We start from the raw sequence: 22,770 nt of genomic DNA on the forward strand, positions 1-22,770 counted from the left end.
TTGTTACTGTCTATCATAAGTCACCTTGATTAAAGTTTCAAGACAAATTAAAAAAAAACCTTCTTACCAATTATTAGTAAGAAGGTGTTGACTCATCACTCTTATAGTTGTTCTTTAGCTTTTTCTAAAGCAGCTAACGCTCGATTTGCCAATGCTTCATAACGAGATTTCTTGTCTCTGATTCGCTCTGGAAGTTCTGGCAATAACCCAAAGTTGGCATTCATTGGTTGGAAGTGTTTGCCTTCAGCATGGGTGATATAATACGCCATACTACCAATTGTCGTTTCTTGCGGCATAATGATCGGTGCTTCGCCTTTTGCAAGTTTGGCCGCGTTGATGCCAGCCATCAATCCACTGGCTGCACTTTCAACATACCCTTCGACCCCTGTCATTTGACCAGCAAAAAAGAGGTCCTCACGTTTTTTCGATTGATAGGTTTGTTGCAAAAGCTCAGGTGAATTCATAAAACTATTCCGATGCATCACGCCGTAGCGCACAAATTCGGCCTCTTCCAAACCAGGGATCATCCGGAATACCCGCTTTTGCTCGCCCCATTTCAAATGTGTTTGAAAACCAACGATGTTGTACAGAGAAGCAGCTGCATTATCTTGCCGCAGCTGAATCACTGCATAAGGACGCTTGCCGGTTTTCGGATCTTCCAAACCAACGGGTTTCATCGGACCAAACAACATAGTTTTCGGTCCACGGCCAGCCATAACTTCGATTGGCATACATCCTTCAAAGAATTTTTCTTTTTCGAATTCTTTCAAAGGGGCCACTTCCGCATTGACTAAAGCTTCACGAAACGCATAAAACTCCTCTTCGTTCATCGGACAGTTTAGATAGGCTGCTTCGCCTTTATCGTAGCGTGATTTCAAATAAACTTTATCCATATTGATGGTGGATTTATCGACGATCGGAGCTGCTGCGTCATAGAAATAAAATCCTTCTGATCCGTTAAAAGCTTGGATCGCTTTGGATAAAGGTTCAGAAGTCAAAGGTCCAGTTGCAATCACGGTGATCCCATCTGGAATTTCAGTGATCTCCTCTTCGATGACAGTGACTAAAGGATGTTCTTTGACACGTTTGGTGACTAGCGCTGAAAAATCATCACGATCAACAGCTAAAGCACCACCTGCTGGAACCGCTGTTTTATCTGCAGAGGTAATAATCACTGAATCCAAGCGACGCATCTCTTCTTTCAAAACACCGACCGCATTTGTTAAATTGTTGCCTCGTAGTGAATTCGTACAAACAAGCTCGGCAAAATTATTTGTATGATGGGCTTCTGTCGATTTCTTAGGACGCATTTCATAAAGCTTTACTGCGACACCTGCTTGCGCTGCTTGCCACGCAGCCTCGCTTCCGGCTAAACCGGCACCAATAACATTGATTTCTTTCATAGTGCTCTCCTTTTATTTCAAAAGCTCGCCTCTTTTCATAAGAAACTGCTTGTATTAATCAAAAGGACCGGCACTTTCTTTTGTCAGCCAACATCGAGGCTGACCGTTCAAAAGAATGCGCCGATTCTTTTTTGCAGGGAATCCTGCTAGTTATTTTTGCACATTTTCTTCATAGTCGCCATTGATACACACGACTTGTTTGCCGCCTTTGACTTTCTTCTCAACTAAGTAATTATCACATTTCGGACAATTACGGCCCACTGGTTTATCCCAAGAAGTAAAGTCACAGTCGGGATAGCGGGTACAACCATAAAACAACCGATTTTTCTTCGATTTGCGTTCAACGACTTGCCCTTGATGACAGACCGGGCACTCAACGCCGATTTCTTTAACGATTGGTTTCGTGTTGCGACAGTCAGGGAAATTACTGCAGGCATAAAATTTTCCGTAACGACCTAATTTGATCACCATTGGATGGCCGCAAAGATCACAATCAAAGCCTGCAGGTTCGTCTTTGATTTGAATTTTTTCGATACTTTCTTCTGCGGTCGTCAATTCCTTTTCAAAAGGACGGTAGAATTGATCGACGACTTTGACCCATTCTTCTTTCCCAGCTTCAATACTATCTAAACTATTTTCCATTTCAGCAGTAAAATGCATATCAACGATTTGCGGGAAGAATTCCTCGATCAATGAATTGACGATCTCACCAAGTTCAGTTGGCTCAAAACGTTTTTGCGTCAATTTCACATAATAACGCCGCTGGATCGTTTCCAGCGTTGGTGCATAAGTTGAAGGACGGCCGACACCGTTCTCTTCAAGGGTTTTGATCAAGGTGGCTTCACTGTAGCGGGCAGGTGGTTGAGTGAAATGCTGTTTTGGTTCGATCGATACGGATTGGACCACATCTCCTTCAACTAACTCTGGCAAGATGTTCTCTTTGTCTTCTTTGCCATCATCGCGCCCTTCCACATAGACCTGCATAAACCCTTTAAATTTGATTTTTGAACCATTGGCAATAAAGATGACACCATTTTGCTCCAAAGTAACTTTCATTGTGTCCAAAATCGCCGGCGTCATTTGACTAGCCACAAAGCGAGACCAGATCAAGCGATACAGTTTTAGTTGGTCTTTATCTAAGAATTTCTCCATGGCTTCTGGCGTACGCATCACACTGGTTGGTCTTACCGCTTCATGGGCATCTTGTGCCCCTTGTGCATTGGCGCGTTTTTTGCCACCGTGCGCTGAAAACTCTGAACCATAGGTAGTTTCAATAAATTCTGCCGCTTCTCCTTTGGCTGTGTCTGCGATTCGCGTTGAGTCAGTACGCATATAGGTGATCAAACCGACGGTGCCTTGTTTGCCAAGGGCGATCCCTTCATAGAGCTGCTGTGCAACCATCATGGTTTTCCGCGTTCGAAAGTTCAGTTTACGGGCTGCTTCTTGTTGCAAGCTACTGGTGGTAAAAGGTGCCGCCGGGTTGCGTTTGCGTTCTTTCTTTTCAACCTTCGTCACTTGAAAGTCTTTACTAGAAAGGCGATCAGTGACTTCTTTAATACTTTCAGCATTCGGTAATTTTTTCTTTTTGCCATCTAGTCCCCAAAAATTGGCTTTAAATTTCTTCGTGGCTTTTTTAAAGTTCCCATCGATGCTCCAGTATTCTTCAGGCACAAAATCACGGATCTCTTTTTCACGATCAATAATGATCTTAAGCGCCACCGATTGAACACGGCCAGCACTTAACCCTTTTTTGACTTTGCGCCAAAGGATCGGACTCAATGAATACCCGACTAATCGGTCTAAGATCCGCCGTGCTTGTTGGGCATCGACGAGATCCACATCGATCGTTCTTGGCTCTTTGAAAGCTGCTTTGACGGCATCTTTGGTGATCTCATTAAAGACGACTCGGTTTTTATCTTTTAAATCTAACCCTAGCAGAAAAGCTAAATGCCAAGCAATGGCTTCTCCTTCTCTATCCGGGTCACTTGCGAGGTAGACTTTCTCGGCTTTTTTTGCAGCTGAACGAAGGCTTTTGATCACATCGCCTTTGCCACGGATCGAAATGTAATGCGGCTCATAGTCATTTTCGACATCAATTCCCATTTTACTTTTAGGGAGATCACGAATATGACCGACACTTGCGACGACTTTGTAATTTCGTCCAAGGTATTTTTCAATGGTTTTCGCCTTTGCTGGCGATTCCACGATTACTAAATATTTATATGCCATATAAAGAATGGCTCCTTCCTGAATTTTTCCTACTATTATATTCTATCAATCAGTGAACCTATCGTATGCAGATGAAACATACAAATCGTAGCTTATCATAGCTTTCAAGAAAAGGTTTGTCAAGGAAGGTTGATTGGAAAAATCAAAAAAAGGCTAACTCCTGTAAAATATCTGACACACTAATCGTACATTTTGCGCCATCTTGAATCAAGTGGTGACAACCTTTTGACTGATCGGAAATCATTTCACCAGGTACTGCAAAAACTTCTCGGCCATTTTCCATTGCTAATTGTGCCGTAATCAAAGAACCGCTTCTTTCTTTGGCTTCAATCACACAGATCGCTTTTGAAATACCAGCAATGATGCGATTGCGCAAGGGAAAGTGATGTCTTTGCGGTTTAGTATCGCGAGAATATTCACTCAGTACTAAATGTTCTTGACGAATCTGCTGAAATAATGGAAACGCAGAAGCAGGATAACAATGGTCCAACCCAGACGCAATCACGGCAATGGTTTTCCCACGATTTCTGATGGCTGATTCATGGGCAAAACTGTCAACACCATTTGCCAATCCACTGACGATCGTATAATTTTCCGTCACTAGCGGTGGAATCAGCTTTTCGCAAACTTTACGCGCGTAGCGAGAAGCTGTTCTTGCGCCGACAAATCCAATCATGGGCGTTTGCAGCAATTGCAGATTTCCTTCATAAAAAAGCATCAATGGTGGGTCCGCAATTTGTCTTAAAAGCATCGGATACTCCGCCGAAAAAAAGGTGAGGTAGTTTTGTTCCCCCATCTTTTGTGTGATGTGCTCTTCTGTCAATTGTTCCCATGATCGCCGAAAAACCGTCCTATGCTGTGGAAGGACGCCGATGGCAATCATCTCTTCCAACGAACAACGCATCTCTTTTGTTTCCAACCAATACCAAATAATCTTCCAGCAGCCTTGCAGACCGATTCCCTGACAGTAGTACAGTTTTATCAACTGTTTTTCAAAATCTGTTGCTTGTTGATACTTCATAAACAAAACCCTCTTTTCTTAGTGATCTTACTTATAAGATTCGCTAAAAAAAGAGGGATGGATGAAATTTATAGGTATTGTTTAACTGGGGCAAAGGTTTTTCGATGAATAGGGCAAATTCCATGGGCAGCTAACCCTTCTAAATGAACTTTGGTCCCATACCCAGCATTTTGATCAAACCCATAAAAAGGATACACATCATGAAAATCTTTCATTAAATTGTCACGATAGACTTTGGCAATGATACTTGCTGCGGCAATCGAAATGGAGCGGGCATCGCCTTTGATCAGGCTTTGTTGAGGAATATCGGTCTCGATGGTCATCGCATCAATGAGCAAATGTTCCGGCTTGACCGCTAAGTCGATCAAAGCTTCTTTCATCGCCAGGCGGCTCGCTTGATAGATATTTATCCGATCAATTTCTTCAGGACTAACCACACCGATACCGACAGCAACAGCCTTGTTTTGAATTTCGATAAACAGTTCTTCTCTTTTCTTCGCAGAAAGCTGTTTTGAATCATTCAACCCCAAAATCTGGCATTCTTTAGGCAGAATCACCGCAGCTGACACCACGGGTCCTGCTAAAGGTCCGCGTCCTACTTCATCTAAACCGGCGATAAAACGGGCGCCTTGTTGAAATGCTTCGTTTTCAAAACGCATCATTTCTTCATATTTCTCCCGCAAAAGCTGCTGTTTGACTAATTGTTTCTCATATTGTTGCAACAGCTTTTGGACCCCCGCGCGTTCATCTGCTAGCAATTCCTGCAAAAATGCCGGGTCATTAAAGGTTGGATCAAATAATCGCTCTTTGATTGTCTTAATCGATTGTTTCATCTTGACTTTCCATTTCCTCCACTCGATCTAGTGTGTAACGGCCTAATTTTCCTTGCCGAATGTCAAAGACAACAAGTTCGCTTCCTCGATCATAATTGTCTTTATAGCCACGTTTTTCCGTGATCTTCATTAAAAGGTCTGGCGCTAATAACGCCTCTTCCTCCGCCTTTAATTGGTAACGATTGGCGATTCTTTCAGGATAATAACGAGCGAAAAAATCAAGTCCATACAATGCGATATCATCCAAATGGATCAGCTGGTCTTTGATCGCTCCGGTCAATGCCAGCTTCTTGCCGATCTCTGGATCTTCAAATTTTGGCCATAAGATCCCGGGCGTATCTAGCAGCTCTAGATCAGTACCAAAACGCAGCCATTGCTGCCCTTTGGTCACACCAGGTTTATTGCCCGTCTGAGCAATTTTCTTCCCTACTAAGCGGTTCATCAAGGTTGATTTTCCGACATTCGGGATGCCGATCACCATCGCTCGAATCGCACGAGGCTTCAAGCCTCTCGCTTTGTCGCGAGCAATTTTTTCCTTCAAGACTTGCTTAGCCGTCGGGACAATGGCTTTGACGCCTTGATTGTCTTGGGCGTTGATCGCCAAGGCTAAATAGCCTTGTGCTTGGAAATAATGCTCCCATTTTTTGGTTTGAACGGGATCTGCGAGATCCGCTTTATTGATCAAGATCAAACGTGGTTTTTGCTGTAATAATTGATCCAGCATGGGGTTGCGGGATGAAATCGGCAAGCGTGCGTCCACGAGTTCAAAAACGATATCCACGAATTTTAATTTCTCACTTACTTCACGTCTGGCTTTCGCCATATGGCCTGGAAACCATTGAATGGTCATTTGAACGTTTTCCTCCTTGGTACTTCTTCGAATTGGTAAAAAGATAGTAGTGTCTAAATCCCTGCAGTATATACCTGACAAGAACGAGGACTATTTGCTCTAAAACCATCAGAGATACTAGTCACACTGGGCATTTTGCTAAAGTTGCTTTAGGACAATGTTCTTGTTCCAACCTCGTGCATAGGTAAAGCTTTCAGCGCGATTCTCATGCGTCATACGCGCTTTCTCGCTTTTTAATTTGGGGAAGTGGTTGGAAAAAGCTTGTCTACCCACTCATTCTTCCTTTTTTCTGACACCTTTACCATTAGACCGACTGCTTTTTACTACCTTTTATCTTCGTTATTGTACCATATTTCACACGACATGTTTCGTTCTGAGTAAGGTTAACAAGTCATTTTCTAGTGGATCTAGAGGAAAACCTGCTATCTTTGCTTCTTATCACTGGGAGTGATCAAATCATGCTGTTTTTTTCTTTTGATTCTGCTAATCATCAGTAGGAGTAGTAATAGTATGGTGCTTACAACTAGCAGCACCCACAAATCCTGCTGGTTTGCTTTTTTTGCGGCATTTGTTTCATTTTCTTCATTGTAAGGAACCCTTTTGCCGCGAACCAATAAACGATGGCTATTGACCATATAGGGTGTGCAGGTCAGTAAGGTGACATAATCACTGCCTTTGACAATTTTTAGTGCTTCGGTATCATCAGGGGCGACCGTTTTGATCTGATCTATTTGATACGCCAACGTATCATCAAACGTTTCGATATAAAACGCATCGCCGATCTGCAGCTTAGGCAGATCCGTAAAGAGGGTTGCACTCGTTAACCCACGGTGTCCGCACAGAACTGCATGGGTATCTTCCCCACCTATTGGATACGAAGCGCCCTCCAATAATGTTGCGCCTCTTTTTAACAACGTATCGGTGGTTTGATCAAAAATCGGGAGAAGAACACCAATCAAAGGGATCTTTAGAACGCCGATCGTATGTCGTTCATAGTAATCAGGGGTGTCGACTGATTCTGAGTCCTTTGTTTCTGCTGAAGCTTGCGTTTCTTTGATTCCAGGAGTACTTGCCCGCTGTGCCAGCTCTTGATTTACTCGTTCCAACTGGTTCCTTTTTTGTTGTTTTTCTATTTCACTCATTTTTTTGGCTTGGCTTTGGTAGTAACTGATCAACTGCTGATCCAAAAACGTGTTGAGTTGATTGCTTACAAAAGGATAACTGATAATCAGGACTCCTATCAGCAGCAAAATACCCATTAAAACATCCAACAAAGTCACTTTTTTAGTAAGTGTTTTCGCGCCATTTCTTTTCCTTTTGATTGTCATCGTGCATTTTCATCTCATTTACTTACCCTTTCCGTTTTACAAAGTACCACCCAGCTAAACCAACGATCACCACTCCGATAGCGCCCATTAAATATGTGCCGGCACCACCAGTTGCCGGTAAGGTTCCTTTGCGGCGGTTAGGGACTTTTTCAGGTTCTAGCAATTGCTCTTTCGTTCCATAGGATGTTTCATGGACTTCAAAAGCGATGCGATTTGTTAACAGCACATAATTTTTTGGTGCTTTTACTTCTTCCAAATAGTAGGTGCCAAATTTCAACCCGATAATATCGACTAATCCATCTGCACCAGTGGTAAATTTCGTCGCTTCATCCGCTGTTTGCACCCAAGATACTTGTTTGGTTCCCTCTTCGATTTTCAAGTAGTTGGCCTCATCATGGTCTTGATCCCGTACAACAAAAACTGCATCTGCCAATGCTTCGGTAGCGGTCACAGCCCCATCGACTTTTAAAAACCGTTTGCCCCCTGTCAAAACTTCCACGCTTGGAGGCGTTTGATCCGTCATGAAATCCGTTTCTACATTTGCTTCATTCGTAAAGCCATTGATAGGCATAGCCTGTTCATTTAAATACATATAATACACAAAGCGTAATTGATTTCCCGGCGTTAATTGCGGCAAAAATTCTGGATTGATAGTTACCGTAAAGCCATGCTCTTTTTCCGTTACTTGGTAATTCGCCGCGTCGATTTTCTGCTCTCCATCATACAACGCATAGCCTGTTTCTCCTTCAGCTGTATTTTCAAAAGTTAATGCTGGATCATGGGCATCGATCAATTGAAAATGTTTGTATTTGTTTTCAGCTCCTACTTTATCTTGAATACCTGATGGGATATTGACCGTTAGGTGATATTGGATTCTTTCGCCGATCTCCACGTCTTTTCCGTCTAATTGTGGTGTTGTTTTGGTAACATTTGTTGTGTCATTCTTGATTGTTAGCTCAACAGTAACGTTACTTCCTGAATCAATCGTGAAATCCTTGATCCTTTCTTCCTCGATTAAGGCGGCTTGACTTGGGGCTTTCGTTTCCTCTAATTGATAGGCGCCTGTTTCTAGTTGTGCAATCTTTAGCTGTCCTTTTTGGTTCTCACTCACATTGATACCAGCGTCTCCGGCAGCATATTGTTTCCCTGTTAAAAAACGATACGCTGCTTGTTTGTCGGTCGTCCACGTATAGAGTCCATCAGCTGCACTTAAAATATATTTCTTAGTCTGTTGGTTTCCTTCTTGCTTTGAAACAACAAATTCCGCATTATTCAGTGGTTCGTTTTCCCCCGTTCCTCGCTTATTCACCAGGAGCGTTCCTTCATTTGTGACGAGATTTTTCGGATAAAGATGGATCGTGTCAAGCTCTTCTTCTCCATATACATAAGAGCCATCTGCTTGTTGGATCATTTCATATACAGGAAAGGCGATCACCATATTCTCAGAAGAGGTAACGCCGTCTTTAGGTTCTTCCACAATGGTGTAAACAGCATCCCGATCGGCTTGTTTTTTCGGCAATTCAAAAATCAAATTACCGGCTGTATCTGTTTTCCCGCTAGCTACAGGAGAACCTGGCGTCAAGTTTTGGACTTGACGCTTAGCTTCTTCAACAGATGCCCCTGCAGATCGTTTTTCGTAATAGGCTGCTGTCACATCATAGACAGAAAAAGTAACATCGGCTAACCCTTGGTATTGATCAAACTCTGACATCTCGGTCCCACTATTTTGAATCAATGAACCTGGTAGATTGACCATTTTCTTTTTATGCAGATGAACCTGTGCCAAATTAGTCTCTGCGGATACTTGCTGATTTTTTGTTCCAAAAAAGACAAATGGCAAAAGTAAAAATAGGAGACAAACCATTTTCGTATGATTAAAAATCTTTTTCATTTTTCTTTCCTCTCTTCTAAATTTTTTTGTTTTTCTTTCGCTAATGGAAGAATTACTTTAATGAAGGCTTATCTTTGCGCTTAACGTACAAATAGCTTCCAGCTAAAAGGACTAGCAGACCTGTTGAAAGAATCGCCAGCCATCCATGCCAATTCCCTCCGGTTTCAGGAAGAGACACTTTCACTTGATTGGTTACGATCAATTCTATTTGATTGTTCTTTTCTCCAGAAACAAGAAGATTCGGTTGTCGTTCTTCATCGATAAAGACTTGACCATCCTCTTCAATCTTGATTTGGACAGGTGCTGTTAAACCAGCATAGCCTTCAGGGGTAGCTATTTCTTCCAAGGTATAGCTGCCGGGCGCTAGCTCCTGGAAATGGAATACCGCCAGTGATTCTTGGGCTTCGGGTAATTCGATCGTCTGACCGTTTCCACTTAGCCGGAATTTTGCCCCCTCAAGCGCTTGTCCCTGTTCGTCTTGTTTATTAACCACTAGATCAAATGGTTTTAACTGATTGGCGTGGGTAAGGGTCCAACAATTGGCATCCCCATCAACGTTTTCCCCTTGATACTGGATTTTTCCGTCTGTACCAACGCCAAATTCATAATCACCGGCAACCGTATCATATCCGAGCGGACCGGCTGTTTCTGAGATACGATAAGCGCCAGGCTCAAAGATCGTAAATTCAGCCATCCCAGCATCATCCGACGTTTCTGAGGCGATTTCTTGATAATCCCCCGTTGCAGTTTTTTGTTGCAGAGAAAAGACAGCCCCAGCTAACAGTACTTGCTGTTCTTTTTGTACCGTGTATTTTCGAATAGCGACTGGAATTTCTGTAAAGGGATTGGTGATCTCCAGCGTAATCGTATGATCGTCCAGTGTGACGGGTTGCCCATCGATCGTCGCATGCCCTTGCGCATCGACATGAATCTGCCACTGGGTTTGCTCAGCCAAATGATGTCCCGCCGGTGCAGTGACTTCCTTTAAACGATACGTCTGACTTTTTTGCAACGCAGTATCTGCTGGTAGCCCGTACGTTCCATCCCCTTGATCCACAAGGGTCACTGTCTCCCCTGCCCCCGTCAATTCAAAAACGGCACCTGTCAACTTCACCTCTCCTACAGCGGATTTTTTGATCAGGTTTAATGCCAGGGGCACAAACATCTTTGTGTTTTTCCATGTATAAGCGTCCACTTTTGTCGCTTCATAGCCTGACACTGTTCGTTCACTTGTGACTTGATAATCAAAAGTTTCTCCTTGGTTATTATAAAGCGGCAGTAGACGGGTTTCTTCGTAATTCGTTCCATCCTTTTCAGAAACCGCGGGAACCTTGCTTCGTTCCCAAGTTGTCTGATCTTGCGCATAGGTCTCAGTAAGTTCGAGATATCCTGTTTGCCAGCTCTCCTTGCTAGTAACCGGGCTTCTACTTATTTCAAAATAAACGGATTCTGGGCGACTTGACACATCACCATCGTATTCCTCCCAGACTTTTTTGATCGTCAACTCCTTACCAGGTGCTTTGGCAGATGGCACACCAAACAATGCCTTTTGATCGGATTGATGATTCGGATAAAACACCGTTTCACCATTCATTTGATACCAAGTATCTGGTTTAAAATCCGCTGCTTCTGTTTGAATCCGCACTTGATAATGAATTTGCAGTTCCTGTCCTTCGCCTAAATAAAGACTAGAAGCGCTGAGGGTATTGTCAGATACCGTGACCTCAGGCTGCACCGTTAGATCAGCAGAACCGACACTTTTGATGGACAAGCTATTTTCTTCGTATAAAAATGGCTGCGAAATGGGGTCAGTAATCTCTCCATCAGTGACTGTCGCCGAAATATGAAGGGCTTTTTTCTCGAGATAGTCGGCAATATCCGCTGCTTCATTGGCTGACTCATAATAAAGATGCCCCTCTTCATCTGCAGAAACCATCTGTCTCATTTTGTTCTCAACATCGGCCTTTGTATACCCAGCTGTTTGATCTCCTTGCAGTTGAATCCCCAATCCGTGAATCTCAATCCCGCGCTCTTTTAACGCCATCGCCTCACCGATCGTAGCGACAAACGTATTGTCGATCCGTTTAGAGTTACCGTATTGATCAGGTGCAAAATACCAATCGTGGATAAACGATGTATTCATGGGCTGATCTTGAGTAAGTGAAAAGGCGGTTCCATAATAACTGTCGTCTGCTTGCGTCTGCACTTTGGACACATGGTAACTGTAAGTAGGCACGCCATCTGTTAGCAAAACGATGACTTTCTTATGTCCATTTTGCGTCGATAGCATATCCCCTGCTTGGCGCAGCCCTCTTTGGGTAAAGGTCCCCCCAGCTGCAGTTTCTGGCGTCATGGTCCGGATCGTCTCTTTGACTTCCGAAAATTTTCCTAATTGGCAGATTTTGTTTTGGTAATTGCTACCATCACTGGAATAACCGACATAGCCCATGTAGACACTGTCTTGAATGCCGCTTCCTTCAATTTGATTCAAAAAGCGTTCCACACCTTTTTTTACTTCAGTGATGCGTCCCATATCATTCATACTGCCTGACCAATCCACGACCAACACGACATCGATAGGATCGACTTGACGTTGAACATTCCCTCGTACATTTAGGTAAACATCAAATAGTCCCGGGGTATTCGTCTCTTTGGCAAATTTTCGCAGAGCGAAATCTGCTTCGTCACCTACACCACCATACTCAATATACGAGTTGGTCACATTTTCTGGATCACCATTCCAGGTAGTTACGCCATCCCAGGTTTCTCCTGCATCCTTGTTCCCCTGATGATTTAAGACGTTACTCTTTTCATCGGTTTTCCAATTCGCCGAAGGATACGTCCCGCTTTGGTCTGTCGTATAATCTGGTTCAATCGAAGCAAAAGCCTGTGAAACGGTCATTTTTTGATAAAGACGTTCTTGTTTAAACGGTTCAATGAGTGTTTCATCTTCAGAAGAACTTGACGTCGTTCCTGTTTCCTTTGTCTCTTCCTGCGTTTCTTCGTTAAAAACACCTTTTGAGTCTTCATTCGACACTTGTTCCGAAGTTGACTCCGTGCCGGTTTCTGCAGCTTGCGAATCAGTTGAGCTGACTTCCACCCTATCTGAGGAAGCAGATTCTGTCGCAAGCGGAATATCAACTATCAATTCATCCAAAGACGCCAATTTGTGCGACTCTTGATTTTCATGATCATATTCTTCAATCTGAAGCGCCAACTTGAGTTTTTTTGTTTCATTGGGTAGTTGAAACGTTACTTCTTGTTCACAGGGTGTTTTCAAGAAGTCTTGTGTTGTTAGCCAAGACTGTGCAGATTCATCCTCAATAAAAACCACCTCTTTGTTGTTCGTTTTCGTTAGCGGTTGTTCTTTCGTTTCATCCAATGCATATAATTGCAGCCAGATGCGTTGCTGCTTGTTTTTTTGTGATAGCTGATAACGTAAAGTAAATTGATTGCCCTCCCGTTGACCTGTCAGCTTGATCTGCTCCGTTTCGGTAATAGCGATCGTATTTTCTTCTTGTGCACTTGCTGTCCCATTTGTTTGCAAACCTGAATAAATGATAAATAATATCCCCCCTAACATACAGAAAATGAAAGAGAACCAGTGGTGTCTCTTTGCAAAAAACATAAAAAGACCTCCTTTCAAATTACAAGCTGATCATACAAAAAAGAAGAACAATACACCGCTTTTTTTCATTTTCAGAAAAATGGGAAAACTCTTATTTTCGTGCGTTATTTAAACAGAATTTAGGCGCAGATTTTCTGATTAAAACCTATCAGTTTATGTTATTTAAAAACTGAAGAAAATCAACAATTTTCAAATCCTCTTTGTATTTTTCTTCTTTATGAGACACTTTCTGAAAAGATTTGTCTCAGTTTTTATAAAAAAAAAGCAAAAATTTTGAGACGTGTCTTTACACAGTTATATAAATAAGTTATTACTAAAATAAGAAGGTGATCATTTGATTGAAAAAATACTCTTAGATTCCCGAGCATTAGACAAAATCGGACTCTACGGAAAATTATTATCAATTGCTCCGGGTGAATACAACATAGAGTTCGTGAAAAATCTGACCCATTTAAGTACAACGAGATTGAAAAGTTTACTTTCCTCGATCCAAGAGGACCTGCAAAACCTTTCCCCAGTAAATCTTTCATTACATAAAAACACCCTCAGTCTCCCTAAAAATTTGATTGAATACAATCAATATCAGCAGTTTTTAGCCCAAGTAAGTATTTCTTATAAAATGTTGTTAAGTATCTTGACCAACCAAGATGAAAGCTTGCTGGCATTTTGCCAAAGAAACTATATCAGTCGTTCGACTTGTTTCCGACAAACTAAAAAGCTGCAGGATCATTTAAAGGAATTCAACATAACCTTAAATCAATCGGCCATGACGCTTACCGGTTCAGAGATGGTGATTCGCATCTTGTTGTTTAATTTTATCTGGCATATTTCTTTAGGAGATAGTTTGGCACAGGCATTTAATCAAGAGATCGAAGAGTTATTTGTTACCTATGAAGGAACAAAATACCAAATTAAATATGAAATTGGTAAAAAAGAAGCATTACTCCATTGCAAAATTTGTCTTTTCCGGATCAAGGATGGTCACTCAACGAATCTTTATGAATTAACGAATAAGTCCTTTATTCCCAGTTGCGAAAGTCTTGATTTCTTTTCTGCTTTCTTTAAGCTCATTGATTCAGCAATAGACATTCTTGAGATCAATTCATTGTTTTTTCTTTTTTATTACTGGCCGATGCTGACTTCCGCAAACGATGTGCGTCTGCCGATCGTTGCAAATTGTTACAAGCATGAAAAACAGGAACTAAAAGAACTGATGACTGAATTTGAAGACCATTGCCAAAAATTTCTCTGCGATTTTGACTTTGATCACCAATCGTTTCTTTATATGAATACATATCTTACCTTGCTGAAATTTTGCATATTCAAGCAAAAAGTCCCTCTTTCCAATTTTTTCGAAGCAAACGTGATCAAAGATAAATACCCATTGCATACGATTTTGAAAAATACCATTCAAAGTTTTTGGCGTAAAATAGCAAATCGTAAAGGTTATGAATGGTTGAAAACCTGTTATGCCGATCTTGCCTTTTATCAAGCCTGTTTGCTTTACCCCGTTTACATCGAAAAGGAACAGAAATATAAGCTTAAAGTTGCTTTCGTCTATGTATCCAATTATTTAGTTTCAATGGAAGTTTTTAATATATGTGAGCGACTACCATTCGTTGCGATAGAGCGGATCACACTGCCAACAGAAGAACCATTTGATTTTTATATCCTGAGTGCGCCTCAGCTTTTCCCTCCATATACAACCGAAAAGAATTCGGCAATCATTGATTTTTGTCGCTATTATGACTTTGAAACAGATCTCTGTCAGAAATTATTGGCTGCTTTTAATGAAAAAATCAAAAAGTTGACGGATTAATAACAACTGGCGCACTTCGGCAAACCTAAGGAAGTCTTTTGAAAAAGATTGAAAGCTATACAAATAACCCCTTGGAATCAATCGATGAATCCAAGGGGTTATGCATTATTTGACTGTGTGTATAATTACATAGCTTAAATCAACCGAATATGGGTCAATGGATAATAAACAAAACGGGCATTGCCTAAAATAGCCTCTCCTGATATTGGTCCAAAGGAACGACTATCTTTGGAGGCACGTCGATTGTCACCAATGACAAAGTAACTATCTTTCCCTAATTTCTCAACGCCTAATAAAGATTCTAAATCAAAATCATTGGTATAAGAAGCAGACTCGTGGTCATTGCTACGGTTTTTCACTAGAAAATCTTCATCTACTGGTTCATCATCAATGTAAAGCTGATCATTGACATATTTCACTGACTCACCCGGTAAGCCAATCACCCGCTTGATATAGGTCGAACCATCCGGCAGTTGGAAAACAACGACATCAAAACGTTGGATCGGCGAAATCTTCTCAATGACCACCATGTCTCCTTGTTTTAAAGTTCCTTCCATCGAATTTCCTTCAACAGGAACTGGGATCAACAAGAATGCCCGAATCAAGAAGGCTGTTGCAAAAGCGATCAACGCATATTTCACTACTAGCCAAAAACGATCAACCCAAAGTTTTTTCGACTCCACACGTCTGCCTCCTCTCCAATTTTTCACTTAGTTTATTGTTCAGAAAGCAAGGACAGTGCTTTTAAGTATGCTGGGTCCTCTGCTTTGAGTTTCGCCGTTACTTCTTTTTCAATTGCTTGGGCCGTGTCTGCATCGACTTCCCCAGTTCCCTTTAAATCATGGTCTTCTTGGAAGGACTGCACAGCTGCGGTCGTCTCATCATTGAAGGTATCACCACTGGTTGAATACCCCAACGCTTTAAGAAACTGATTTAGATTGTTGACTGCCGTTGACGATTGGCCAGCTTTTAAAGCATGGTCCCGTGGTAATGGCGGGAAATACGCATATTCTGGATAGTCCTCTTCATAATCCGGCATCACGCCTTGATCATTGACCCAATTTTCATTCGGGGTCAACCATTTCATGACCGTCATTTTTAATTCACTGTTATCCCCCAGATCCTTCACATTCTGGACAGTCCCCTTACCAAAGGTTTCCGTACCAACGACAGGAATATCCGCTGATTCTTGCAAGGCTGCAGCAAAAATTTCCGATGCGGAGGCACTGCCTCCATCGACTATAACAACGACCGGCTCTGTGACTTTGAATCCTTCGTCCAAGGTTTCACTCGCTTTGGTTTCACTGATTACCCCTTGGTTATTGGCAAATTTCACGATCGTTTGACCGTTTTCCAAAAACATACTCGCCATGATCTGGACTTGGTCTAGCAGTCCACCAGGATTTTGTCTTAAATCTAGTACAAACGACTTTGCACCGGCTTCCCGCAGTTCGGTGATGGTTTCTTTCAACTCAGCTGCCGTGTTTTCACCAAAGGAAGTAATGTCGATACGACCGATCGTTTCATCACTTTCAGCGATTTCTCCATGAACCGTTTCGATGGGGATCACATCCCGAGTGATCTCCACATCAAAAGTGTCCTCTCCACGTTGAATCGTTAAGGTGACTTTCGTCCCTTTCTCACCACGAATCTTACCCACGACTTCAGATAATTCTTGTCCCTGCGTATCTTCACCATCTACCTTGACGATTCGGTCATTCATTCGCAGGCCGCTTTTTTCAGCAGGCGTATTTTTTATCGGGGCTTGTGCGACTTCTGGATAGTCTTCCACGATCGACAAGGTAGCACCAATCCCTTCAAAACTGCCAGAAAGTGATTGTTCTAAGTTATCCGCATCTGATTGATTCAAATACGTTGTATAAGGATCATCTAGCGCATCAGTCATTCCCTGTAGGGCGCCTTCTATCAAGGCATCCTCATCGACTTCTTGGTAATAATTCGCGAGGATCTGGTCATATAGCGACTGGATTTTCTCCATCCCGCTGGCTTCTGTGCTCGTTTCTGTCACCGGTTGCGTCGTCTGCTGATTTTGCTGAGCCGTTTGCCATAAATAGACACCGCCTCCTGACAAAATTGCGACACAAACGAGAGAAACGATATATCGGCTCGTCGTTAAACCTTTCATTCACAACACCTCTCTGAGAAAAAACAGCTTCGTTCTGTGGATTTTATGCAACCATACAAAACGAAGGACAGTTTTTTATTTGTTATTTTCGAGATACTCTGCCCAAATACGATCAAAAATATCCATGGATGGCAAATAATCAACATTTAGTTCCAGATAAGAAGAGACTTCATTATAGTCATCGCTGTGCTTCGGAAACTGGATATCATGACTTGCATGAGTAGCAAAGATCTGGGCCTCATCTGTATGACTCGGTCCTTTGACTGCCATTAAATAGCTATAAAAACTTTTACGCATGTTCTTGCTCCCAATGATTTTCTAAAAAGGCTGCTCTACGGGCATGATTGCGAGCAAAATTCTCAGGATTCTTTTTGTAATACTCTTGGTGTTCTTCTTCCGCTAAATAAAAGGGTTGGGCTGGTTCGATCGTGGTCACGATCGGATCGGTAAAGCGACCGGAAGCTTGAAGTGCCTCTTTGCTGGCTTCGGCTTTTTGTCGTTGCTCTTCATTCAAATAGAAGATAGCCGGACGATAATTGTCGCCACGATCTTCAAATTGCCCAAAAGCATCCGTTGGATCTGTTTGCTGCCAATAAATCGTCAAAAGATCTTCATAACTGATTTTTTCAGGATCAAAGATGATTTCCACTGCTTCGGTATGCCCGGTTTGATGGCTTTTGACTTCTTCATAGGTTGGATTTTCGGTATGTCCTGCGGTATAGCCAGAAAAAATCGAATGCACGCCCTCTAGTTCATCAAAGGGTTGGATCATACACCAGAAGCACCCACCGGCAAAAATTGCTCGTTCCATTATTCATCCTCCGTTTCAGCTGGTAAATATAAACTCATTTGAATTTCATCATCCACAAGATTGATTTTGTTGGCTTTGATAAACAAGCCGTTTTGCATGCGGAATTGATCCAATCGAATCAAAATAATTTGTTCATCGGCATTGACATCGATCCATTCAGGAAATTTAAAACTACGTTTGATCATTTTCATCACTTCACTGGTGGGCAGATCCAAGGTGCCGATTGATAAGCTTTTGGCCTTTAATTGGACATTGCCTTCTTCCGTCACGTAAGGATCAAAATAAAGATAGAAGGTGATAGGAAATCCTAATACTTGAAACTCGCCTGTTAAGAGTGCTTCATTTCTTAGCTCAAAATTATATTTGACCTCTTGATCCTTTTGAAAATCAGATAGATAAAAATCAATCAATTGATTGACTTGGCTTTTGTTACTGTTAACGGTCAGAACAGGACTGCCCTCCCGTTGAACAAGTTCGGCACTTTCATTTAAGCCGGTTTCCCGCTGCTGAAAAATTCTTGAAGCAAAGAAAACCGTTGTCCCTAAAAGGATACCGACCAACACTAGGAAGGCAATTTTCCAGTAGTTGATCGCTTTTTTATTCGTTGTAGCTGTTTTTTCCGGCTGCTTCGTTGATTCGCTTGGTTTCATTTTGTATCCTCCTCTAGCAACCAATAGTTTTGCGTTTTGATCACTTCATCGCGAACGGCATTCGCCATCAGTTGATACCCAAGATTATTGGGATGGAAGCGATCGCCTTCATACAAAACATTGTTTGTAATGTTATTTCCAACGGCTTGCGATGAATCAGTGGTCGTTGAAGGACTACTTTGCGTTTCATCCGAAGCTGTCGTTGATGAATCAGATAAACTTTCTGAATCCGATGATTCGGCAGTTCCCTCTGATTCCCCTCCTTCGGTATCAGCAATCCCGACTTCATCACTCAATCCTTTATAAAGCAGATCGTTAATAGGTATGAAAAAGGCCTTTTCTTGCTGATTGACGAAGGACTCCGTCTGTTGGTTCCAGTTATCAATGATCGTCTGCATATCCGTGATTTCTGGGAAATTCAGATAAAATGGATTGTAGATGCCCAAGACATAGATTGGTGCATCACTATTCAAATCGCGAATTTGAGCAAACAAGTCTTTTAAACGTTCTTTGTAATCTTCCATCGGTTCCGTAAACGTCTCAATGCTCAAGCCGAAGAAATTGCTCTGAATCACTTTTAGCACATCGTTACCACCGACAGTCAAGGTAATCAAATCCGCTTGACTGAGGTCTTGCCGCAAGTCTTCATCATTTTTGACTCGCTTTAAAATCTGATCACTTCTTTCACCAGCGACCCCATAATTTTTGGTTACCAAATTGTTCAAATCATAGCGGTCCTCTAAATCCCCCGCTAAAATTGGCACAAAGCCGCCACGAGCTGTTTCATCACCAACCCCTTCCGTTAATGAATCCCCAAGTGCGAGGTATTCAATGGCGGATTTTTTCGAATCATTGGCTGCTAGCTTATCCACAGGGGTCAGTAGTGGTTGCGCTTTGGGAACAGCAAAATGAAACAAGAAGCCCGTTCCAATGGCTATCAGTCCCACAACAAGTAAATAAGTTACTATTTTTTTCCATTTCACAGGTATTCAAACTCCTTTGTAATCTTTGCTATTTTAACAAAATTCTCATAAAATTCCTAGTCGCAATCCTTCAAACTTAAGAAAGAAAACAGCTCCCTACTCTCTGAGTAGGCAAAAATCGCAGCTTCATTCTGCTTTTTCTTCTTTTCAGCTTTTCATACACCAAAAAGCGATTCGTCGTCAAACGAATCGCTGAAAGAAACATCCTTTTTATTCCGTACTGTAAGTAATCGCAAAAGCACCTTTGCCAGTGTGAGTGGCGATGATCGGTGTTGTGTGAAGCAATGGGATCTCCAAGTCAGGAAACAGTTCTGCTAGTTCTTTTTGGAAACGTTCCATGATTTCTAATCCTTCAGCATGAGAAATACCAATTTTCGTCACTTTAGGCATATTCTTCAATTCTACTTTTAATTCCTCAAACCATTTATTAAACGTCTTGACACCGCGTCCTTTGACGACTGGAATCAGTTCTGAATGATCAAAATCCATGATTACTTTCATGTTCAGCAAACTCGATAAAAGACCTTTGGCACGACTGATACGACCGCCTTTTACTAAGTTTTCTAACGTTGAAACGCCGATAAATAATTTCGTATGTTCACGCACCAAATCCACTTCAGGTAACACTTCTTCTAGTGTCTTACCGGCTTTAGCCAATTCAGCTGCCCGAATCACTTGAAAAGCCAGCGCTTGATCTGTTGTGTCGCTATCGATCACCGTGACTTTGGCTTTTGATAAATGACTGGCTTGACGAGCCGCTTCCACGGTTCCGCTCAGGCCTTTGGTCATATGGATCGATAAAATTTCACTGCCATCTTTGCCTAATTCATCATATAATTCTACAAAATGACCGATCGGCGGCTGGCTAGTTTTAGGTAATTCTTTGGCTTGCGCCATCATTTGCATAAATTTTTCTCCCGGTAGCGTTTCATCATCTGGATAAACGACACCATCAATCATTACAGATAAAGGCACAACATGGATAGCCAAAGCATCACGGACACTTGGTTCCATTGTACTGGAAGAATCTGTCACAATTTTAAGATTTGCCATCATATATTCACTCTCTCTTTAAATCAAGTCTTTTTTCATGGTAAAATAACCACAGACCATTTATACTAAGTATAACAGAGAGAAAATTTTTTTTCATCTAATTTCGATTCGAAAGGACGGTGCCGAATGCAGCACATGAAGTTTAGTCGCAGATATTTGATCGTCAATGAAGTATTAAATGCAGTAACCCACGGGATCGGATTAGGACTGAGTATCGCAGGACTGGTCATTCTCTTAATCAAGGGGGCAAATCTAGGGTCACCTATCCACATCGTTTCCTATGCCATATATGGGTCAATGATGATTTTGCTCTTCCTCTTTTCTACCTTATTTCACAGTTTGATTTTTACCAAAGCAAAAAAGGTCTTCCAAGTCTTTGATCATGCCTCCATTTTCTTGCTGATCGCCGGAAGCTATACTCCTTTTTGTTTGCTTAGTATCCAAGGCTGGCTTGGCTGGTCACTCTTCGTCTTGATTTGGCTACTCGCAATTAGCGGCATCGTTTATAAGTCACTGACTCTTCATAAAAAAGAGACCGTCTCTAAAATTTCCACCCTGATCTACATCATCATGGGCTGGCTATGTGTCGTCGCCTTTAAACCCCTGATCGAACATTTAGGCTATTGGGGAACATTTTTACTAGCAAGCGGTGGTGTTTCTTATACTGTGGGTGCGCTATTCTATAGTTTAAAATCCGTTCGATTCATGCATGTGGTTTGGCACTTATTCGTTATGTTAGGTGCTGGACTAATGTACTTCTCTGTCTTGTTTTATACCTAAACAGTAAGTGCGATTAAATAAAAGATCAGGGAACCTTCATTAGAGAAAGGTCCCTGATCTTTTATTTTTTATGATAAAACTCGAATCGATGAGGATAATGGTTTTTTTCATCGATGATCCCATCGACCATATGATCAAGTTTCCATTGCGTCCAATCAATCTCTGGGAAATACACATCTCCGTTAAACTCCGCATCGATCACTGTACGGTACAATTGATCGCAATCGTCAATCATCGCTTCAAAAACACCCGCTCCACCAGTTAAAAAAACAGGATGCTCTTGCTGCTTCACATACGTCAAAATTTCCTCACGGTCATGCATCACCAAGGCACCGTTGGCTTGATAATCTCGATCACTTGTCAAAACGATCGTCGTCCGTTGTGGCAACAATCTTTTTCCCATGCCTTCAAAGGTTTTGCGCCCCATAATGATCGTATTATTGATGGTTTGCTCTTTAAAAAATTTCAAATCATTCGGCAAATGCCACGGCAGTGTGCCATCCGCTCCGATCAACCCCTTTTGATCTTGTGCCCAAAGTGCGATCAACATAAATATTACATCCCTTCTGTATAAAATGATTCAGAAATATCCGCAGCGACTTGCAGTCGCTGCATCAGCTGAAAAGCCGATTCATGCTCAAATGGATCTTTGTTGCGCTCATCAAAGCGCAAGCCATCACAGGCTTGGTAGGTAATTGTTCCGCCACTTCTTTGGACATTTCTTGGCCATTCTCCATCGTTTAAACGCGCGTTGTTGTTTTTCAGCAAGGTCGGTATCAGGGAGATCGGAAAGAGAGCACTGCCAGCTGCGACATCAATTTCTTCTATTTGAAAAAAGTCGGCGGCGATCTCGTTGATCAAGCACTCCGTTCTTTGCCATGTTTGCGGATGACTCGCAAATGCCCTTGCAGTTCGTCCTAGGATACAATACGTATTCTCCGGTAATGGCTGTTTGCTTATTGCCACAAGTTCTTCTGGGTACGTCTCTATCCACGTCACTACGCGATCAAAATCACAAATATGCAATGAATCCAGCATTGGTAGGTTGTGCTGTGCAGCAAAAACAAGCCTTCTGCGGGCATCTGCCGCTCCTTTTGCTGGTATAAAAATGGCAGTGCACTGCTGATTTGACCGAATGGCTTCTTTTAGCTCCGGCACCGTTTCTTCGGATACGGATAGCCAAACTGCATCATAGTGCTGATCCAAGAAATCAATGACTTGCTCAATGAGCACTGTATGAATCGATCCAGCATGTCTCTGATGAAAGGTCGCCGCAAAGCCTCGTTTGTGGGTATTTTCCATTACGCCTCATTCCTTTCTTTATGAAATGAAACCAAACAACCAC

General features: G+C 42.1%; 19 protein-coding genes. 2 read left to right on the top strand and 17 right to left on the bottom strand.

Annotated elements, in window-relative coordinates; all coding sequences use genetic code 11:
• Positions 1-101: 101 nt before the first annotated feature.
• From trmFO to A5870_RS10510, 8 genes are all read right to left on the bottom strand, one after another.
• The gene (gene trmFO, locus A5870_RS10475; protein ID WP_086292749.1) at positions 102-1,403 is read right to left on the bottom strand and encodes an FADH(2)-oxidizing methylenetetrahydrofolate--tRNA-(uracil(54)-C(5))-methyltransferase TrmFO; all 1,302 of its coding nucleotides are present in this window, start codon (positions 1,401-1,403) and stop codon (positions 102-104) included.
• A 150-nt stretch (positions 1,404-1,553) separates the two neighbouring features.
• Positions 1,554-3,632 (bottom strand): type I DNA topoisomerase, encoded by a 2,079-nt coding sequence (topA, locus tag A5870_RS10480; protein WP_086292751.1) that lies wholly within the window; start codon positions 3,630-3,632, stop codon positions 1,554-1,556.
• Between the two features lie 142 nt (positions 3,633-3,774).
• Complete coding sequence (dprA, locus tag A5870_RS10485; protein ID WP_086292753.1) at positions 3,775-4,653, bottom strand: DNA-processing protein DprA; 879 nt, start codon at positions 4,651-4,653, stop codon at positions 3,775-3,777.
• Positions 4,654-4,721: 68 nt separating this feature from the next.
• On the bottom strand, positions 4,722-5,486 hold the full coding sequence (locus A5870_RS10490) for a ribonuclease HII (RefSeq protein WP_077452551.1): 765 nt from the start codon (positions 5,484-5,486) through the stop codon (positions 4,722-4,724).
• Positions 5,470-6,336 (bottom strand): ribosome biogenesis GTPase YlqF, encoded by an 867-nt coding sequence (gene ylqF / locus A5870_RS10495; protein WP_016613223.1) that lies wholly within the window; start codon positions 6,334-6,336, stop codon positions 5,470-5,472. The genes A5870_RS10490 and ylqF overlap by 17 nt, the downstream gene beginning before the upstream one ends.
• Before the next feature lie 422 nt (positions 6,337-6,758).
• Positions 6,759-7,664: a class C sortase gene (locus A5870_RS10500; RefSeq protein ID WP_086292755.1), complete on the bottom strand. Its 906-nt coding sequence runs from the start codon at positions 7,662-7,664 to the stop codon at positions 6,759-6,761.
• Positions 7,665-7,686: 22 nt separating this feature from the next.
• Positions 7,687-9,555, bottom strand: coding sequence for a SpaH/EbpB family LPXTG-anchored major pilin (locus A5870_RS10505; RefSeq protein ID WP_086292757.1), 1,869 nt, complete (start codon positions 9,553-9,555; stop codon positions 7,687-7,689).
• Positions 9,556-9,607: 52 nt separating this feature from the next.
• Positions 9,608-13,183, bottom strand: coding sequence for a SpaA isopeptide-forming pilin-related protein (locus A5870_RS10510; protein ID WP_086292759.1), 3,576 nt, complete (start codon positions 13,181-13,183; stop codon positions 9,608-9,610).
• A gap of 334 nt (positions 13,184-13,517) precedes the next feature.
• On the opposite strand from A5870_RS10510, the gene A5870_RS10515 reads away from it, so the two are divergent.
• Entirely contained in the window at positions 13,518-15,002 is a 1,485-nt protein-coding gene (locus A5870_RS10515; RefSeq protein ID WP_086292761.1) for a helix-turn-helix domain-containing protein, read from the top strand.
• A gap of 134 nt (positions 15,003-15,136) precedes the next feature.
• Here the strand turns inward: A5870_RS10515 and lepB are convergent, their stop codons facing one another.
• From lepB to A5870_RS10550, 7 genes are all read right to left on the bottom strand, one after another.
• Entirely contained in the window at positions 15,137-15,685 is a 549-nt protein-coding gene (lepB, locus tag A5870_RS10520) for a signal peptidase I (protein WP_086292763.1), read from the bottom strand.
• 32 nt (positions 15,686-15,717) lie between these two features.
• On the bottom strand, positions 15,718-17,148 hold the full coding sequence (locus A5870_RS10525; protein ID WP_081119155.1) for a S41 family peptidase: 1,431 nt from the start codon (positions 17,146-17,148) through the stop codon (positions 15,718-15,720).
• Between the two features lie 75 nt (positions 17,149-17,223).
• Complete coding sequence (locus A5870_RS10530; protein WP_086292765.1) at positions 17,224-17,445, bottom strand: YozE family protein; 222 nt, start codon at positions 17,443-17,445, stop codon at positions 17,224-17,226.
• Positions 17,438-17,959, bottom strand: a complete 522-nt coding sequence (msrA, locus tag A5870_RS10535; protein WP_086292767.1) for a peptide-methionine (S)-S-oxide reductase MsrA — start codon at positions 17,957-17,959, stop codon at positions 17,438-17,440. Before msrA ends, A5870_RS10530 begins: the two co-directional genes overlap by 8 nt.
• Entirely contained in the window at positions 17,959-18,609 is a 651-nt protein-coding gene (locus A5870_RS10540; protein WP_077452560.1) for a YpmS family protein, read from the bottom strand. Before A5870_RS10540 ends, msrA begins: the two co-directional genes overlap by 1 nt.
• Positions 18,606-19,592 carry an SGNH/GDSL hydrolase family protein gene (locus A5870_RS10545; RefSeq protein ID WP_086292769.1) on the bottom strand — a complete coding sequence of 329 codons (987 nt, stop codon included), beginning with the start codon at positions 19,590-19,592 and terminating at the stop codon, positions 18,606-18,608. The genes A5870_RS10540 and A5870_RS10545 overlap by 4 nt, the downstream gene beginning before the upstream one ends.
• 210 nt (positions 19,593-19,802) lie before the next feature.
• Positions 19,803-20,645 (bottom strand): DegV family protein, encoded by an 843-nt coding sequence (locus tag A5870_RS10550; RefSeq protein WP_170924079.1) that lies wholly within the window; start codon positions 20,643-20,645, stop codon positions 19,803-19,805.
• A 126-nt stretch (positions 20,646-20,771) separates the two neighbouring features.
• Here A5870_RS10550 and trhA point away from each other — a divergent pair, with 126 nt between their 5' ends.
• Positions 20,772-21,425, top strand: a complete 654-nt coding sequence (trhA, locus tag A5870_RS10555) for a PAQR family membrane homeostasis protein TrhA (RefSeq protein WP_086292773.1) — start codon at positions 20,772-20,774, stop codon at positions 21,423-21,425.
• A 61-nt stretch (positions 21,426-21,486) separates the two neighbouring features.
• On the opposite strand, the gene A5870_RS10560 is transcribed toward trhA, so the two are convergent.
• Positions 21,487-21,975 carry a dihydrofolate reductase gene (locus A5870_RS10560; protein ID WP_086292775.1) on the bottom strand — a complete coding sequence of 163 codons (489 nt, stop codon included), beginning with the start codon at positions 21,973-21,975 and terminating at the stop codon, positions 21,487-21,489.
• A 5-nt stretch (positions 21,976-21,980) separates the two neighbouring features.
• Positions 21,981-22,727, bottom strand: a complete 747-nt coding sequence (locus tag A5870_RS10565; protein ID WP_086292777.1) for a hypothetical protein — start codon at positions 22,725-22,727, stop codon at positions 21,981-21,983.
• Between the last annotated feature and the right edge of the window lie 43 nt (positions 22,728-22,770).

Origin of the sequence: Enterococcus sp. 2G9_DIV0600 (assembly GCF_002140615.1) — a bacterium.
In the GTDB taxonomy this organism is placed as follows: Bacteria; Bacillota; Bacilli; order Lactobacillales; family Enterococcaceae; genus Enterococcus_D; species Enterococcus_D innesii.

Excerpts from the sequence above, each read along its gene's own strand:
- trmFO (WP_086292749.1), bottom strand. The coding sequence starts at position 1,403 with ATGAAAGAAATCAATGTTATTGGTGCCGGTTTAGCCGGAAGCGAGGCT.
- topA (WP_086292751.1), bottom strand. The coding sequence starts at position 3,632 with ATGGCATATAAATATTTAGTAATCGTGGAATCGCCAGCAAAGGCGAAA.
- dprA (WP_086292753.1), bottom strand. The coding sequence starts at position 4,653 with ATGAAGTATCAACAAGCAACAGATTTTGAAAAACAGTTGATAAAACTG.
- A5870_RS10490 (WP_077452551.1), bottom strand. The coding sequence starts at position 5,486 with ATGAAACAATCGATTAAGACAATCAAAGAGCGATTATTTGATCCAACC.
- ylqF (WP_016613223.1), bottom strand. The coding sequence starts at position 6,336 with ATGACCATTCAATGGTTTCCAGGCCATATGGCGAAAGCCAGACGTGAA.
- A5870_RS10500 (WP_086292755.1), bottom strand. The coding sequence starts at position 7,664 with ATGACAATCAAAAGGAAAAGAAATGGCGCGAAAACACTTACTAAAAAA.
- A5870_RS10505 (WP_086292757.1), bottom strand. The coding sequence starts at position 9,555 with ATGAAAAAGATTTTTAATCATACGAAAATGGTTTGTCTCCTATTTTTA.
- A5870_RS10510 (WP_086292759.1), bottom strand. The coding sequence starts at position 13,183 with ATGTTTTTTGCAAAGAGACACCACTGGTTCTCTTTCATTTTCTGTATG.
- A5870_RS10525 (WP_081119155.1), bottom strand. The coding sequence starts at position 17,148 with ATGAAAGGTTTAACGACGAGCCGATATATCGTTTCTCTCGTTTGTGTC.
- A5870_RS10530 (WP_086292765.1), bottom strand. The coding sequence starts at position 17,445 with ATGCGTAAAAGTTTTTATAGCTATTTAATGGCAGTCAAAGGACCGAGT.
- msrA (WP_086292767.1), bottom strand. The coding sequence starts at position 17,959 with ATGGAACGAGCAATTTTTGCCGGTGGGTGCTTCTGGTGTATGATCCAA.
- A5870_RS10540 (WP_077452560.1), bottom strand. The coding sequence starts at position 18,609 with ATGAAACCAAGCGAATCAACGAAGCAGCCGGAAAAAACAGCTACAACG.
- A5870_RS10550 (WP_170924079.1), bottom strand. The coding sequence starts at position 20,645 with ATGGCAAATCTTAAAATTGTGACAGATTCTTCCAGTACAATGGAACCA.
- trhA (WP_086292773.1), top strand. The coding sequence starts at position 20,772 with ATGCAGCACATGAAGTTTAGTCGCAGATATTTGATCGTCAATGAAGTA.
- A5870_RS10560 (WP_086292775.1), bottom strand. The coding sequence starts at position 21,975 with ATGTTGATCGCACTTTGGGCACAAGATCAAAAGGGGTTGATCGGAGCG.
- A5870_RS10565 (WP_086292777.1), bottom strand. The coding sequence starts at position 22,727 with ATGGAAAATACCCACAAACGAGGCTTTGCGGCGACCTTTCATCAGAGA.